Source organism: Streptomyces sp. Isolate_45, from assembly GCF_024721315.2.
Lineage (GTDB): Bacteria > Actinomycetota > Actinomycetes > Streptomycetales > Streptomycetaceae > Streptomyces.
In genome coordinates this window covers 1-14297 of record NZ_JANFAK020000011.1, presented here as the reverse complement: position 1 = coordinate 14297, position 14297 = coordinate 1, and the positions used below count along the sequence as shown (strand labels likewise).

Here is a 14297-nt window from a genome sequence, read left to right as displayed (position 1 = left end):
GATGACCCTCCCCGTCCACGGGGGCGCCGCCCACGCCCCCGTCGCCATCACCGGCATGGCGGTGATGCTGCCCGGCGCACCCGACCTGGCGACGTACTGGCACAACCTCACCGCCGGCGTCGACGTGATCGGCGAGGTGCCCGCGGGTCGCTGGGACCGCGACTACTACCACCCGGGCAGTGCCTCGGAACCGGCCGCGGCCGACCGGGTGTACTGCCGTCGGGGCGGCTTCGTCGACGCCGTCGCGGAGGTCGACGTCACCCGGTTCGGGATCATGCCGCACTCGGTGCCCGGCACCGAGCCGGACCAGCTGATCGCCCTGCACGTCGCGGCGAGCGCCCTCGCGGACGCCGGCGGCGTCGAGCGGCTGCCCGACCGCGACAAGGTCGGGATCGTGCTCGGGCGCGGAGGCTACCTCACGCCGGGGCTGGTCCGGCTCGACCAGCGGGTCCGGACGGCGCGCCAGCTCGTACGGACGCTCGGCGATCTCGTGCCCGGTCTGGACGCGGAGCAACTGGAGCGGGTGCGGGCCGCGTTCACCGACCGGCTCGGTCCCGACCGGCCGGAGGACGCCATCGGCCTGGTGCCCAACCTGGCCGCGTCCCGGGTCGCGAACCGGCTGGACCTGCGGGGCCCGGCCTACACCGTCGACGCCGCGTGCGCCTCGTCGCTGCTCGCCGTGGACCAGGCGGTGTCCGCGCTCGCCTCCGGGCGGTGCGACGTGATGCTGGCCGGGGGCGTGCACCACTGCCACGACATCACGTTGTGGAGCGTCTTCTCGCAGTTGCGCGCGCTCTCCCCCAGCGAGCGCATCCGGCCCTTCCATCGGGGTGCCGACGGCATCCTCATCGGTGAGGGGACCGGCGTGGTGGTCCTCAAGCGCCTCGCCGACGCCGAGCGCGACGGTGACCGCGTGTACGCCGTGATCCGGGGCACCGGTGTCAGCAGCGACGGTCGCGCCTCCGGGTTGGTCAACCCCGACCCGGCCGGGCAGAGCCGGGCGGTGCGCGCGGCGTGGCGGGCCGCGGGACTCGATCCCGCCGAGCCGGGCTCCCTCGGGCTGCTGGAGGCGCACGGTACGGCCACTCCGGCCGGTGACGCCGCCGAACTGGCCACGCTCCGGGACGTGTTCGGGCCGGCTCTGTCGTCGCGGGCCGAGCCCGCGGACCCGCCGGACCGGCCGGTGATCGGGTCGGTGAAGTCGATGATCGGGCACGCCATGCCGGCGGCCGGGGTCGCGGGCCTGGTCAAGGCCGCCCTCGCCGTCCACCACGGCACGCTGTTGCCCACCCTGCACTGTGAGGACCCGCACCCGGCGCTGGCCGGCACCCGCTTCCGCCCGCTGGCCGAGGCGGCTCCCTGGGAGAGCGCGTCGGGGCGGCCGCGCCGCGCCGCCGTGAACGCGTTCGGCTTCGGGGGGATCAACGCGCACGTCGTCCTCGAACAGGCCCCCACCGCCTCCGCCCGCCGCTCCCCCGCGGCGGCGCCCGCCGCCGCCCCGACCGCCCGCCGGGCGGTGGTCAGGGAGGGCGAACGCGTGCTGCTCCTGGGCGCGGCGACGGTCGGGGCGCTGGGCGTCCTGCTCGACGCCCCCGATCCGGAGACGACCGCGGGCTCCGGCGGGCCCGTACGGCTGGGCATCGTCGGTCCCACGCCCAAGCGGCTCGCGCTGGCCCGTCGCGTGGTCGCCAAGGGCGAGGCGTGGCAGGGACGCAACGACGTGTTCTTCAGCCCGCGTCCGCTCCTCGGCGGCGCGGCGGGGGGCCGGACGGCGTTCCTCTTCCCCGGCCTGGAAGGGGAGTTCGCACCCCGGGTCGACGACATCGCCGACCGCTTCGGGCTGCCCCGGCCGGCTCTCTGCGCGCCGTACGACGACGGCCGGGCGGCGGAGCCCGGGACCGCCCCTCACGGACCGGTTCGCAACGGGCTCGGCCGGCACGGGCTCGCTGTCGTCGCCGTCGGGAGGCTGCTCGACACGGCCCTGCGCCGCATCGGCGTCGTCCCCGACGCGGTCGCCGGTCACAGCGTCGGCGAATGGACCGCGATGGCCGTCGGCGGGGTGTACGAGGAGGCGGCCGTGGACGCCTTCATGGCGGCCCTCGACCCGGAGGCGGTACGGGCCGCCGACCTCGCGTACGCCGCCGTGGGCGCCCACGCGGACCGGGTGGCCCGGGTCCTGGTCGGTGGCGGGCACCCGTCCGTCGTCCTCTCCCACGACAACGCCCCGAACCAGTCGATGGTGTGCGGGCCGCCGGAGGCCGTGGAAGCGTTCGCGACCGGGTTGCGCGCCGAGGGCGTACTCGTGCGCGTCCTGCCGTTCCGGTCCGGCTTCCACACCCCGATGTTCGAACCCTGCCTGGGGCCCTTCAAGGAGGCCGCCGAACGGATGCGGCTGCGGGCCCCGCACGTCCCCGTCTGGTCGGGGACCACGGCAGCTCCCTTCCCCTCCGAGGAGGCCGCCGTCCGTGCCCTGTTCGTCCGCCACCTCCTCGAACCGGTCCGCTTCCGCGCCCTGACCGAGGCGCTGTACGGGGCCGGCTTCCGGGCCTTCGTCCAGGCGGGTCCGGGGCAGCTCGGCTCGCTCGTCGGTGACACCCTGGCCGGACGCGACCACCTGGTCGTCGCCGCCAACTCCCCGCACCGCAGCGGCCTGGCGCAGCTCCGTCGGGTGGCGACCGCCCTGTGGACCGCCGGGGCGCGGACCGACCCCCGGGTACTGGACGATGCCGGGCCCGCCCGCGCGCCGGGCCCGTCGCCCGAACCGGGCCCGTCGCCCGCCCCCGGGGCGGCCCCGTACGCGGCCGCCCCGACCGAATCCACCACGCCCGCTTCCCCTCCCGTCGCGGCAGCGGTCCGGCGGGGCGTGCGCCTCGACCTGGGCGGCGCGCTGGTGGACCTGCCGCCGGATCCCGCGCTCGTGGCCGCGCTGTCCCGCGATCCGGCCGCCGCCCTCGCGTCGGCAGCGCCCGCCTCACCGGTGGCGGCCGAACTGACGGCCCTGCTCCGCGAGACCGCGCGGACGGCCGCGACGCTGATCGCCGCGGCGGGCACGGCGCGCCCGGCCGGCACGCGGCACCGTCCGGCCCCGCCGATACCGGAAGCCGCCCGTTCCACCCGGCCCTCACCGCGGCACGCGGGGGCAGCCGGGCCGCCGGACCCACCGGGCCCCGACGGTTCCGCCGCCGTTCGGCACGAGAGCGTACGGGTCGGCGTGGATCGGATGCCGTACCTGCTCGACCACTGCTTCTTCCCGCAGCGCGCCGGCTGGCCCGACGTCGCCGACCGGTGGCCCGTGGTGCCCGCGACCACCATCGTGGCGCACCTGATGGCGGCGGCCGAGCGCTCCGCACCGGGCCGCGTGGCCGTCGCGGTGCACGAGGCGTGCTTCGACCGGTGGCTCACGGCCGCCGAACCCGTGGACGTGCCCGTCACCGTGACGCGGCAGGGGTCGGACCGGGTCGCGGTGTCGTTCGGCCCGGACGCCCGCGCCGTGGTGGAGCTGGCCGACCGGTACCCCCAGGCGCCCCCCGTCCCGGAGCCTCCCGACCCCGGCTCCGAGCGGGTGCCCGCGCACACCGCCGAGCAGGTCTATCGCGAGCGGTGGATGTTCCACGGCCCGGCGTACCGGGGCATGACCCGGCTGTCCGCGATCGGCGACCGGCACGTGCGCGCCACGTTGACCACCCCGCCGGCGCCCGGTGCCCTGCTGGACAACGTGGGACAGGTACTCGGGTACTGGATCATGGCGACGCACACCGACCGCACCGTGGTCTTCCCGGTCCGGATGCGGCACATGCGCTTCTTCGGCCCGCATCCGGACCCCGGCACCCCCGTGGAGTGCGTGATCCGGATCGTGTCCCTCACGGACGCGGTGTTGGAGGCGGACGCGGTCCTCACCGTCTCCGGCCGGGTGTGGGCGCGGCTCTCCGGCTGGCAGGACCGCCGCTTCGACAACGACCCCACCACCCGGCCCGTCGAGCGGTTCCCGGACCTCAACACGCTCTCCGCAGCCCGCCCCGGCGGCTGGTCGCTGGTGTACGAGCGCTGGCCCGACCTCGCCTCGCGGGAGCTGATCATGCGCAACGCGCTGGGCGGCCCGGAGCGTTCGGCGTACGCCGAACGGCCGCCACGGGGCCGTCGGCAGTGGCTGCTGGGCCGGATCGCGGCCAAGGACGCGGTGCGGCACCTGCTCTGGGAGGGCGGTGAGGGGCCCGTCTACCCGGCCGAGCTCCTCGTCCGCAACGAGGAGTCGGGCCGGCCGTACGTCACCGGGCGCCACGGCCGGGAGCTGCCGCCGCTGGAGGTGTCGATCGCGCACCGCGCCGAGGCCGGTGTCGCCATCGCCCGGCACCGCCCGGCGCGAGCGGACGGCGGCACCGGCACCGGCGTCCGGAGTGACGCGAACGGCTCGGGCGATCGTGGCGGCCGGGGCGGTCCCGGCATCGACATCGAGGAGATCTCCGAGCCCGCCGGGGCGACCGTCGCCACCGCGCTCTCGCCGGCCGAACGGGTCCTGCTCGCCGCCCTGCCGGACACCGACGGGGAATCACCGGCGGTGTGGTTCACCCGCTTCTGGGCCGCGAAGGAGGCCGTCGCCAAGGCGGAGGGCACCGGCCTGGGCGGCCGGCCCCGCGACTTCGAGGTGACGGCCGCGCGGGCGGACCGGCTGACCGTGACCGTGCGCCCGCCGGACACACCCGCCGGACCGACCGCGGCCACCCGCACGTACCGGGTGAGTTGCGAGCGGGTCGCGAACCCACCCGGACTGCCGCCGCGCGCGTACGTCGTGGCCTGGACCACCGGCCCGGACCCGGACCGGCCCGAAGCGGGCACCATCCGCAACGAAGGGAACCAGACGTGACCACCACCCGGCCCGGCGGCGCCGCGCCCGCCGACTCCGTGCGCACGGACTCCGTGCACGCCGACCCCGTGCGCGCCGACGGGACGTCGGTCCTCGCCGATCTGACGGCCATGATCGAACAGGTCCTCGGGGAATACGGTCTCGACGACACCGAGATCGGGATGGAGACCAGGTTCGGCCGCGACCTCGAACTGGAGAGCATCGACCTGGTCACGCTCGCGGGCCTCCTGGAGGACCGCTACGGCCGGCTGGTCAACTTCGCCGAGTTCGTGGCCTCCATGGAGCTGGAGGAGATCATCGAACTCAGCGTGGGCCGGCTCGTCGAGTACGTCTGCCTGTGCCTGAAGGCCGCGGGACGGGACTGAGCCATGGCCATCGTCGACACCGGTGACGTCCGGCTGCACGTCCAGCGCCTACCCGCCCGGCCCGGCGCCACGGGCGAGGCCGCGGAGGCGGCCGCCACCGTCGTACTGCTCCACGGCCTGCTCACCGACAGCCTGGCCAGCTACTACTTCACCGTGGCCCCGGCCTTCGCGGCGGCGGGTCTGGACGTGATCATGTACGACCACCGGGGCCACGGCCGCAGCGGTCGCCCGCAACGGGGATACACGCTCGGGGCGTTCGTCGACGACCTGGACGCCCTGCTGGACCGGCTCGACGTACGGACGCCGGTGCACCTGGTGGGCAACTCGTACGGCGGTACGGTCGCGTTCGGCCTGGCACTGCGCCGGCCGGAGCGGGTCGCCGGCATGGTGGTCATCGAGTCGGAGCCGGCCACCGCGGCCTGGGCGGTCAAGCTCGCCGGGCTGCTGGAGCGGGTCCGCCACGAGATGCACGTGAACGAGGACGCGGCCCTCGACTGGATCGCCACCCACCACGGCGGCCACACCGCCCGGCTGGCGAAGTCCGCCGGACGGCTCGTGCGCGACACCACCCTCGCCCGGGACATCCCGGCGAGCGCGGTACTGGGCGACGAAGACATCCGCGCGATCCACTGCCCGGTCCTCGCCGTCTACGGCGGGGACTCCGACCTGGCCGCCCAGGCACCACGCATGCGGTCGCTGCTCCCGCACTGCGCGACCGAGTTGCTGCCCGGCCACCGGCATTCGGTCCTGGTCGAGGCGCCCGGCCGGGTGCGCGATCTCGTCCTGGACTGGGTCGGCAGGCATTCCCGGCCGACCGTGGGCCCCCGGGGGCGCGCCCGGTGAGCCGCTTCCTGTTCGTGGTGCCCCCGCTGGTCGGTCACATCAACCCGGCCGTGGGGGTCGCCGCCGCGCTCGTCTCCCGGGGCCACCGGGTGGCGTGGGCGGGCGAGCCCGCTCTCGTACGCCGTCTCGCGGGACCGGACGCGATCGTCCATCCCTGCCCGCCGCCCGGTGCGGATCGGGGCCCGGAAGGGGAGCCGGCCGTCGCCCGGCCCGCGGAGATCCGTGGGCCCGAGGCGTTGCGGTTCCTGTGGGAGCGTTTCCTCGTACCGCTCGCCGAGGCGATGGCACCCGGCGTGCGGCAGGCGGTCGACGCCTTCCGACCGGACGTGGTCGTCGCCGACCAACAGGCTTTGGCGGGCGCCCTCGTCGCCGAGGACCTGCGGCTGCCGTGGGCCACCTCGGCGACGACCTCCGCCGAGTTCACGGACGCCCTGGCGGCCATGCCCCGGGTCGCCGCCTGGAACGACGCCCTGCTGCGCGGTCTGCGCGCCCGGATCGGCGATCCGGCGGGGAGCGGCGACCCGCGCTTCTCCCCGCACCTCGTCCTCGCCTTCAGCACGCCGGAGCTGGCGGGTCCGACCGTGCGGGGCGGCGACCGGGTGCGCTGGGTCGGCCCGTCCCTGACGGCCCGCCCCTCCGCCCCCTTCCCCTGGGAGCGGCTCGACCCGGGGCGCTCGTTGGTCCTGGTCACCCTGGGAACCGCCAACACCGACGCGGGGGCCCGCTTCCTGGATCGCGCGGCCCTGGCGTTGCGGGCCCGGGCCGACCGGGTGCAGGCCGTCGTCGTCGACCCGGAGGGCACGCTCGGGGCGGGGGCGGGGGCGGGTTCGGGATCCGGTCCCGCGGACCGGGACGTCATCGCCGTGCCCGTGGTCCCCCAGTTGGAGTTGCTCGCCCGCGCCGGCGCCGTCGTCTGCCACGCGGGTCACAACACCGTGTGCGAGGCCCTGTGGCACGGCGTCCCCCTGGTGGTCGCGCCCATCCGCGACGACCAGCCGGTGATCGCCGGGCAGGTGGCCGATGCCGGGGCGGGCGTACGGATCCGCTTCGCGCGGGCCGGGGCCGACACCATCGGAGCGGCCGTCGACACCGTCCTGCGGGACCCGGGCCCCCGCGCGGCGGCCCGAAGGGTCGCGCGCGCCTTCCGAGACGCCGGCGGCGCCCCGGCCGCCGCCCGTCACCTGGAACGACTTGCCGATGGCCGGAAGGACGAGACATGAGCTCCGCATCCCGCAAGGCCCGTACCCTCCGGGTGGCCGCGCTGCGCGCCGCCTACCGCAAGGAACTGGCCGAAGGCACCGAGGTGTTCTTCGCGCCGCGCGCCCACCGGTGCCCCTGGTGCGGCTCGGCCCGGCTCGGCGGACACCTGCGCACCACCGACCTGTTCCAGCACAAGCCGGGCGACTTCGCCCTCGACCGCTGCCACGACTGCGGGCACCTCTTCCAGAACCCGCGGCTGAACGACCGGGGGCTCGCCTTCTACTACCGCGACTTCTACGACGGCCTCGGCGAGGAGCGGCTCGGCGGGGTGTTCGGCGGGCGCGCCGCTTCCTACCGGTCCCGGGCCCGGTCCGTCCGACCTCACCTCGCGGGACCCGCCGAGTGGTTGGACGTCGGCACCGGCCACGGCCACTTCTGCGAGAGCGCCCGCGGCGAGCTGCCCGCGGTGACCTTCGACGGTCTCGACCGCTCCGACGGCGCGGAACTCGCGGAGCGGGCCGGGCGGGTGCGCCTGGGACGCCGCGGGTCGTTCCCCGAGTTGGCGGCCCGGCTGCCCGGCTCGTACGACGTGGTGAGCATGTTCCACTACCTGGAGCACTGCGACACCCCCCAGCGCGAACTGGAGGCCGCCCGCACGGTGTTGCGTCCGGGCGGGCTGCTGGTGATCGACGTACCGGATCCCGAGAGCCGGTTCGCCCGGCTGCTGGGCCGCTGGTGGCTGCCCTGGCTCCAGCCGCAGCACCTGCACCTCGCGCCGGTGGCCAACCTGCGCAGGCGGCTGACGGAGACCGGCTTCACGGTCCTGGCCGAGGAACACGTCGAGCCGCACGACCCGGTCGACCTGGTGGCAGCCGCGTGGGTGGCGCTGGACGCGGTCGCCCCGCGCGAGGACCTGCCGTGGCTGTCCTCGCCGCCCGGGGTCTGGCGCCGGTCGCTGCGTACCGCGGTGCTCCTCGCCGGAGTGCCGCTGCTGCTGGCCGCCACCACCCTCGACCGGCTGGCCGCGGGGCCGTTGGCGGGCCGGCTGGGGCTGACGAACGCGTACCGACTGATCGCCAGGCGCGAGGAGTAGCACCGACGGGGCGGGTGGCCCCGGGGCACGCATCGGGCGGGCCGGGCAACGCCCGCGTCGGGGTTCCGCCGCGCCGTCAGTCGCTCGCCGGCGTGTTGACGACGACCGGCGCCGACCGACCCCTCCGTCACCGGAGCGCCCACTGCCGTGCCGGCCGCCGCTTCCACGGCCGCACGCCCGAGCGCCGCGTCGGGCCGGGACGGCCACAGCACCGCCGCGCGGCGCCAACACCACGGTGGTTTCCGACAGCGCGCCGCCACCGGCCGGTTGCGCATGGCCCACCCGTATGCCGCGCACGCTCGTGATCGCATCGGCCCCTGAATCGATTCCCACGGCCTCCATACCCCTCGCATACCACCGGGCCGCGCTCCCGGGCGACCCCCTCACCGACCGATTCGCGGACTGAATGGACCATTCCACATATCCGTCCCTCTCGACCACGCAAAAGACCGGTGCGGGCCGGCCGTACCGACCGGACCGCTCCGGCCCGGACCGCTTGCCGCGAGTAACATATGTCCTTCGTTCATCCACCACAGGATCGGAATGAATCGATCGTGCATTTTTCACGCGCCCGCGCCAGGTCCATGACGATTGTTTTCGCCGCCGGAACGGCCCTGGGGGTGCTCGGTCCGCTCACGGCGAAATTCGACAATCCGGTGTGCCAGGCCGCCACCCTCGTCTTCTCCAGCGGGTGGGCATGGGCCTGCTTCGCCTTCCTGGTGGGATTTTCGCGCCGCTCCAGAATCGAGGCGACCGTGCTGGCCTCATCGTCGCTGGCGATGGCCGTGGTCGTGTACTACGTTTTCAAATTCGTGTTCCCGGCTGCCGTCGCCGGCGTGCCCGGGGATTCCGGTTCGGGAGAGAATCCGATTTCCCAAATACTTGCGTGGGGAGCCGCGGCCTTCATTCTCGGGGCCCCGGTCGGACTGTTCGGAAACATCGCGCGAACGCCCGGTATCGCCGGAATCCCATTCCGTTTGCTCATCCCGTTGACCGCCTTCTACGAAACCTCGGTTCGGTTGGAAACGGAGGCTCCCTCGCTGGGCTCGGACGTCACGATCACCTGGCAGGTGATCCGCCTCGTGGCGGTAGCCGCTTTCGTGGCCGTGCCGGTCCACGGGCTCATGGCCTGGCGCTCTCGACGGGGCCGGCGGAACCAGTGGGACCGGCAGGACCAGCAGGACCAGCGGGACCGACAACACGCGAGCGTGGTGCCGGCGCGCCGACGCCCTGCGCCATGACCACCCCACCGCGGCCCGGACAGTGGGCCCGTCGGGACCGCCGGTCGTCCCGGCGCCGCCGCGCTCAGCGGGCGGCGCGGCGGTATTCGACGTTCAGCCGCTGGGCTTCCTGGAGTTGGTCTTCGAGGATGACGATGCGGCAGGCGGCCTCGATGGGCGTGCCCTGGTCGACGAGCTCGCGGGCGCGGGCGGCGATGCGCAGTTGGTAGCGGGAGTAGCGCCGATGACCGCCCGTGGAGCGGAGCGGGGTGATGAGGCGGGCTTCGCCGATGGCGCGGAGGAAGCCCTGGGTGGTGTCGAGCATCTCGGCGGCCCGGCCCATGGTGTAGGCGGGGTAATCGTCGTCGTCGAGACGGTCGTAGGAATCGTCTGCTGTCATTGGCACCTCTTCTTGGAGCGCGTCGAGGGGCCTTGGTGCCGTACCGGCACCAAGGCCCCGAAGGAACTGCTACACCATCGGTCGGCCTTGAAGCTGTGCCGACCCTCTGTTTCCGCCGGCCCGGGCTGAACACTGCCGGGCGTGCGGGGATCGCGAACGCGAGACCGGAGATCACCTGCCTATCGATGTCCTGCGGTACCCGGGTCCCGCACTGCTCACCCGGGCGATCCCGATGGCGCCCAATCCCTCCGTCCTTCCCTCTGAACCGATCACCTGTCGAACGGGTACCACTGCCCGGCGGTTCGTCCCCGCCGGGCCTCTTGATCTCGGCTACGAGAGAAATAGTAGCCGCACTGAAAGCGAATGTCTACTGCGGCCAGGATAGATTTTCGCGAGTGTTGCGGTGAGGTAGTCGCCGCCTGGCCCGATCCGTTCGGCGGCGGGTCGTCAGGTCGGGGACCACCGGCGTGGCCCCGGCGAGGGGCGCGGATGCAATATGGGGACATGAACGCGTCCGCGCCCCCGGCCCGCAACCTGCGGGAGCGGATCGGCGCGGGGCTGTTCGGCAAGGTCGCCGGCCCCTCCGGCCCGGCCAACCGCGCCCGCATCCACGGCACCCCCGGCCCCCGCTGGTTCGGGCCCGAGCGACCCATTCGCACCGTCCACGGCGACGCCTCGATGTTCATCGGCGGCCTGAGCGCACTGCTCCTCCAATCGCTGCACCCGCTCGCGATGGCCGCCGTAGCCGCCCACTCGGGCTTCCGCGGCGATCCCTGGGGACGGCTCCAGCGCACCAGCACCTTCCTCGCCGTCACCACCTACGGGACCGCCGACGACGCCCAGGAGGCCGTGAACCGGGTGCGGGCCGTGCACGAGGGCATCCGTGGGACGACCTCCTCCGGCGAGCCGTACCACGCCGGCGACCCGCACCTTCTCGGGTGGGTGCACGTGGCGGAGGTGGACAGCTTCCTCCGAGCCCACCAGTACTTCGGCGCCCACCCGTTGGACGCGGCGGGCTGCGACGGCTACCTCGCCGACTCGGCGCGCGTCGCCCGCGCGCTCGGAGTCCCCGACCCCCCGTGCGATCGGGCGGAGCTTGCCGCGCGGCTGACGGCGTACCGGTCGGAGCTGCGGGTCACCCCGGAGGCCCGGGAGGCGGCGCGCTTCATCCTGCGCGAGCCCCCGCTGCCCTGGCCCGCCAAACCGCCGTACGCCCTCCTCGCCGTGAACGCGGTCTCCCTCCTGCCCCCGTGGGCCCGCCTCCCCCTCGGCCTGCCCTACGCACCCCGCGCCGAGCGGCTCTGCGTCCGCCCCGGCGGCCGCGCCCTGACGAGGGCCATCCGTTGGGCCATGACCCCTCCGCCCCGACCGTAGGACCCCCGGATCGTAGGACCCCCGGCCCGTAGGACCCCCGGCCCGTTCAGCGGCGGCGCGGGTACGTCCGGCGCCCGCTCACCACGCGCGGTGAGCCGGCCGTCCGGTTGGAACGGGCCCGGCGTCGGTCACCGTTCGGACGTCGCGAGGATCTCCCGCGGGTCGAAGGTGACCCGGATCCTGGTGATCCTCCCGTTCTCCACGTGGCTCCAGTTGGCCGTCGGGGTGGGCGGCGCCCCGACGGTGTGCAGGTCGAACCAGGTGATGACGTCGGTGTCGTTCGCCACCCGGGCGTGCACCTCGATCCGCTCCAGGATCCGGCCCAGACCGCGCAGGCCTGCGAGGCAGTCCTCGACGCCGGAGGCGCGGCCGAGCGTGCCGACGAAATCGACGTCGTCGGCCAGGAGCCCGCGCAGGGTGTCGAAGTCACCCTGCTGCCAGGCGGAGAAGTACGTCTCGGAAATCTGCGTCGGAGTCGTCATGCGTCCATGCTCCCGGAGGCACTTCCATCCGTCCAATGGATGATTCGGATGTCAAGTATCATCACCGGTTATGGAAATCCATCAGCTCCGGTACCTCGCGGCGGTGGTGGACGAGGGCACGTTCACAGCCGCGGCGGCACGGCTGCACGTCAGCCAGTCGGGCATCAGCACCCAAGTCGGCAAACTCGAACGGGAGCTGGGGCAGCGGCTCCTGGAGCGCTCGGGACGCAGGGTGCGGCTCACGGCCGCCGGCGAAGCGGTGCTGCCGCTCGCGCGGGAGGCGCTGGCGACGCTCGACAGCATCGAGCACACGGCGGCCGAATTCGCACAGGCCGTTCGGGGACGGGTCCGCCTGGGCATGATCACCGGCTGCTCGATCCCCGGCTTCCTGGATGCTGTGGCCGAACTCGGGAGCGCCCACCCCGGCATCGTCCTGAGCTTGCACGAGGGCGATTCGCGCGCCCTGCGCTCCCGGGTGCTCGCGCGTTCGCTCGACCTGGCCCTCGTCGCGTTCGCCGGGCGGGCCGAGCCCGAACTGGACGTCGACGTCATCGTCGACGAGCCGATCGCCGTGGTGGTGCCCGAGGGGCACCCGCTCGCCCGGATCCCGGTCCGGCTCGCCGACGTGCAGGAGGAGAAGGTGCTCTGCCTGCCGCACGGTACGGGCATCCGGGAGGCGTACGAGCGGTCGTGCCTGCGGGTGGGAATCGAACCGCGCGTGGACATCGAGGCCAGTTCCCCGCAGACGCTGCTCGGACTCGCCCGCCGAGGGGCCGGGGTCGCCGTCCTCAGCCCGTCCTCGGGAACCGCCGAGGGCATGCGCCCGGTCGCCATCACGGACGCGGAGACTCGGGCCTGCCTCGGGCTGGCCATCCGACCGGACCTGCGCTCCCCGGCCGCCCTCCTCACGCTGGCGGGGCTACGCGCGGCCCTCACGACCTGAGGCCGCTCCCCCGGTCCACGCGCCGTCCGCGACCCTCACGGTTCCCGCGCGTCACAGGAACCGGCGGATGGGGGTGACGGCCAGTTCGCGCAGCCGCTGGGCGGTGGTGCGGTGGCTCCAGCGAGCCTCGTCGATTCGCTCGCTGACCTGTAGGTCCTCGTCGAAGTGACCGTCGAGGGTGGCCGTGAAGTCCTCGTCCAGGACGGCGAGCATGACCTCTTCGTCGTGGTCGAGCGAACGGCGGTTGAAGTTGGTGGAGCCGGTCAGCGCGGCGATCCGGTCGACGGTGATGACCTTGGCGTGCATCATCGTCGGCTGGTACTGGAAGATCTTCACGCCGGCGGCGAGGAGGTCGGCGTAGAAGTGCTGACCGGCCAGCTGGCAGACGCGCTTGTCCGTGTGGGGGCCCGGGAGCAGGATCTCCACCTCGACCCCCCGGCGGGCCGCGGCGCACAGGAGCTCGATGAAGTAGGCGTCGGGGGCGAAGTAGGCGGTGGCGAGTCGGAAGCGGTGCTGGGCGGACTCGATGGCCACGCGCATCAGCGTCTGCATGTCCTGCCAGCCGAAGCTGGCCGAGCCGCGGACCACCTGTACGACCGCCCCGCCCCGCGGCGTGTGCTCGGTGAAGCGGTCCCGGTCGTCGAAGAGCGTGTCGTGGCACTCGGCCCAGTTCTGGGCGAAGGCGGCGGCGATGCCGTCCACGGCCGGGCCGCGCACCTGGACGTGGGTGTCGCGCCACTCGTCCGCGTTGCGTGCGTTGCCGCACCATTCCTCGGCGATGCCGACGCCGCCGGTGAAGGCCGTGTCCTCGTCGACCACCAGCACCTTGCGGTGGCAGCGGTGGTTCTGCTTGAGGGGAGAGAGGTGGAGCGGCTTGCGGAACCAGGTCACCTCGGCCCCGGCTTCCTCCATCAGGTTCAGCAGGTCCTGTTCGATGAGTCGGCTGCCGAATCCGTCCAGCAGCAGGCGCACCCGGACACCTTGACGGGCTCGGTCCGCGAGGGCCTCGGCGAAGCGTTCGGCTATCTCCCCGCGCCAGTACACGAACGTCATCATGTCGATGGTGTGCTCGGCGGCGCCGATGGCGGCGAGCATCGCGGCGAAGATCTCGTCCCCGTTGCGCAGGACGACGAGGGAGTTGCCTTCGGTGGCGGCGATGCCGATCAGTCTTTCGAGGCGGCGTCTCATCCGCTGCTTCGCCTCGTCCGACGCCGCTTCGGGCGCGGTCGACACCCCGGATCCCTCTGATCCGCTGCGCGTACTCGTCATCGCTCCACCTCATGGGTCGCCGGGGTTCACGCCCCCGAACGTTTGTCCGGCGCAGGGGCGAGCCGACTGTACACACATCACGCCGCGCGGACCGCGTCCCGCACCACACCGGGTCCGGGAACGGGTCACGGCACCCGCGGTGCGGCAACGTGACGGCCCGTCGACGGACGCGCCGTGGGGGGGGGGGGGGGGGGGGGGGGGGGGGGGGGGGGGGGGGGGGGGGGGGGGGGGGGGGGGGGGGGGGGGG

11 protein-coding genes and 1 pseudogene are annotated in these 14297 nt (G+C 74.1%); 8 read left to right on the top strand and 4 right to left on the bottom strand.

Translation table 11 applies throughout. From position 1 onward, the window contains the following. The first annotated feature begins 1 nt into the window (after position 1). The 5 genes from NOD94_RS06125 to NOD94_RS06105 all read left to right on the top strand — a co-directional run bounded on the left by NOD94_RS06125 (position 2) and on the right by NOD94_RS06105 (position 8362). Positions 2-4861, top strand: coding sequence for a type I polyketide synthase (locus tag NOD94_RS06125; protein WP_281204679.1), 4860 nt, complete (start codon positions 2-4; stop codon positions 4859-4861). Between the two features lie 110 nt (positions 4862-4971). Then, positions 4972-5226, top strand: a complete 255-nt coding sequence (locus NOD94_RS06120) for an acyl carrier protein (protein ID WP_281204746.1) — start codon at positions 4972-4974, stop codon at positions 5224-5226. A gap of 3 nt (positions 5227-5229) precedes the next feature. Further along, positions 5230-6069: an alpha/beta hydrolase gene (locus NOD94_RS06115; protein ID WP_281204678.1), complete on the top strand. Its 840-nt coding sequence runs from the start codon at positions 5230-5232 to the stop codon at positions 6067-6069. Next, positions 6066-7289, top strand: coding sequence for a glycosyltransferase (locus NOD94_RS06110; RefSeq protein WP_281204677.1), 1224 nt, complete (start codon positions 6066-6068; stop codon positions 7287-7289). The genes NOD94_RS06115 and NOD94_RS06110 overlap by 4 nt, the downstream gene beginning before the upstream one ends. Next, positions 7286-8362 (top strand): class I SAM-dependent methyltransferase, encoded by a 1077-nt coding sequence (locus NOD94_RS06105; RefSeq protein ID WP_281204676.1) that lies wholly within the window; start codon positions 7286-7288, stop codon positions 8360-8362. The genes NOD94_RS06110 and NOD94_RS06105 overlap by 4 nt, the downstream gene beginning before the upstream one ends. 201 nt (positions 8363-8563) lie before the next feature. Here NOD94_RS06105 and NOD94_RS06100 read toward each other — a convergent pair. Continuing rightward, a pseudogene (locus NOD94_RS06100) lies at positions 8564-8704 on the bottom strand (peptidase S58 family protein); the annotation flags it as partial. A 242-nt stretch (positions 8705-8946) separates the two neighbouring features. On the opposite strand from NOD94_RS06100, the gene NOD94_RS06095 reads away from it, so the two are divergent. Beyond that, positions 8947-9603: a hypothetical protein gene (locus NOD94_RS06095; RefSeq protein ID WP_281204675.1), complete on the top strand. Its 657-nt coding sequence runs from the start codon at positions 8947-8949 to the stop codon at positions 9601-9603. A 64-nt stretch (positions 9604-9667) separates the two neighbouring features. Here NOD94_RS06095 and NOD94_RS06090 read toward each other — a convergent pair whose 3' ends face one another. After that, positions 9668-9982 (bottom strand): MerR family transcriptional regulator, encoded by a 315-nt coding sequence (locus tag NOD94_RS06090; RefSeq protein WP_281204674.1) that lies wholly within the window; start codon positions 9980-9982, stop codon positions 9668-9670. Positions 9983-10486: 504 nt separating this feature from the next. Between NOD94_RS06090 and NOD94_RS06085 the strand changes: the two genes are divergently transcribed. Then, entirely contained in the window at positions 10487-11356 is an 870-nt protein-coding gene (locus tag NOD94_RS06085; protein ID WP_281204673.1) for an oxygenase MpaB family protein, read from the top strand. A gap of 128 nt (positions 11357-11484) precedes the next feature. Here NOD94_RS06085 and NOD94_RS06080 read toward each other — a convergent pair whose 3' ends face one another. After that, entirely contained in the window at positions 11485-11838 is a 354-nt protein-coding gene (locus NOD94_RS06080) for a nuclear transport factor 2 family protein (RefSeq protein ID WP_281204672.1), read from the bottom strand. Positions 11839-11908: 70 nt separating this feature from the next. Between NOD94_RS06080 and NOD94_RS06075 the strand changes: the two genes are divergently transcribed. Continuing rightward, positions 11909-12781: a LysR family transcriptional regulator gene (locus tag NOD94_RS06075; RefSeq protein WP_281204671.1), complete on the top strand. Its 873-nt coding sequence runs from the start codon at positions 11909-11911 to the stop codon at positions 12779-12781. Positions 12782-12832: 51 nt separating this feature from the next. Here NOD94_RS06075 and NOD94_RS06070 read toward each other — a convergent pair whose 3' ends face one another. Beyond that, positions 12833-13969 (bottom strand): phospholipase D-like domain-containing protein, encoded by a 1137-nt coding sequence (locus tag NOD94_RS06070; protein ID WP_281204745.1) that lies wholly within the window; start codon positions 13967-13969, stop codon positions 12833-12835. Positions 13970-14297: the final 328 nt, after the last annotated feature.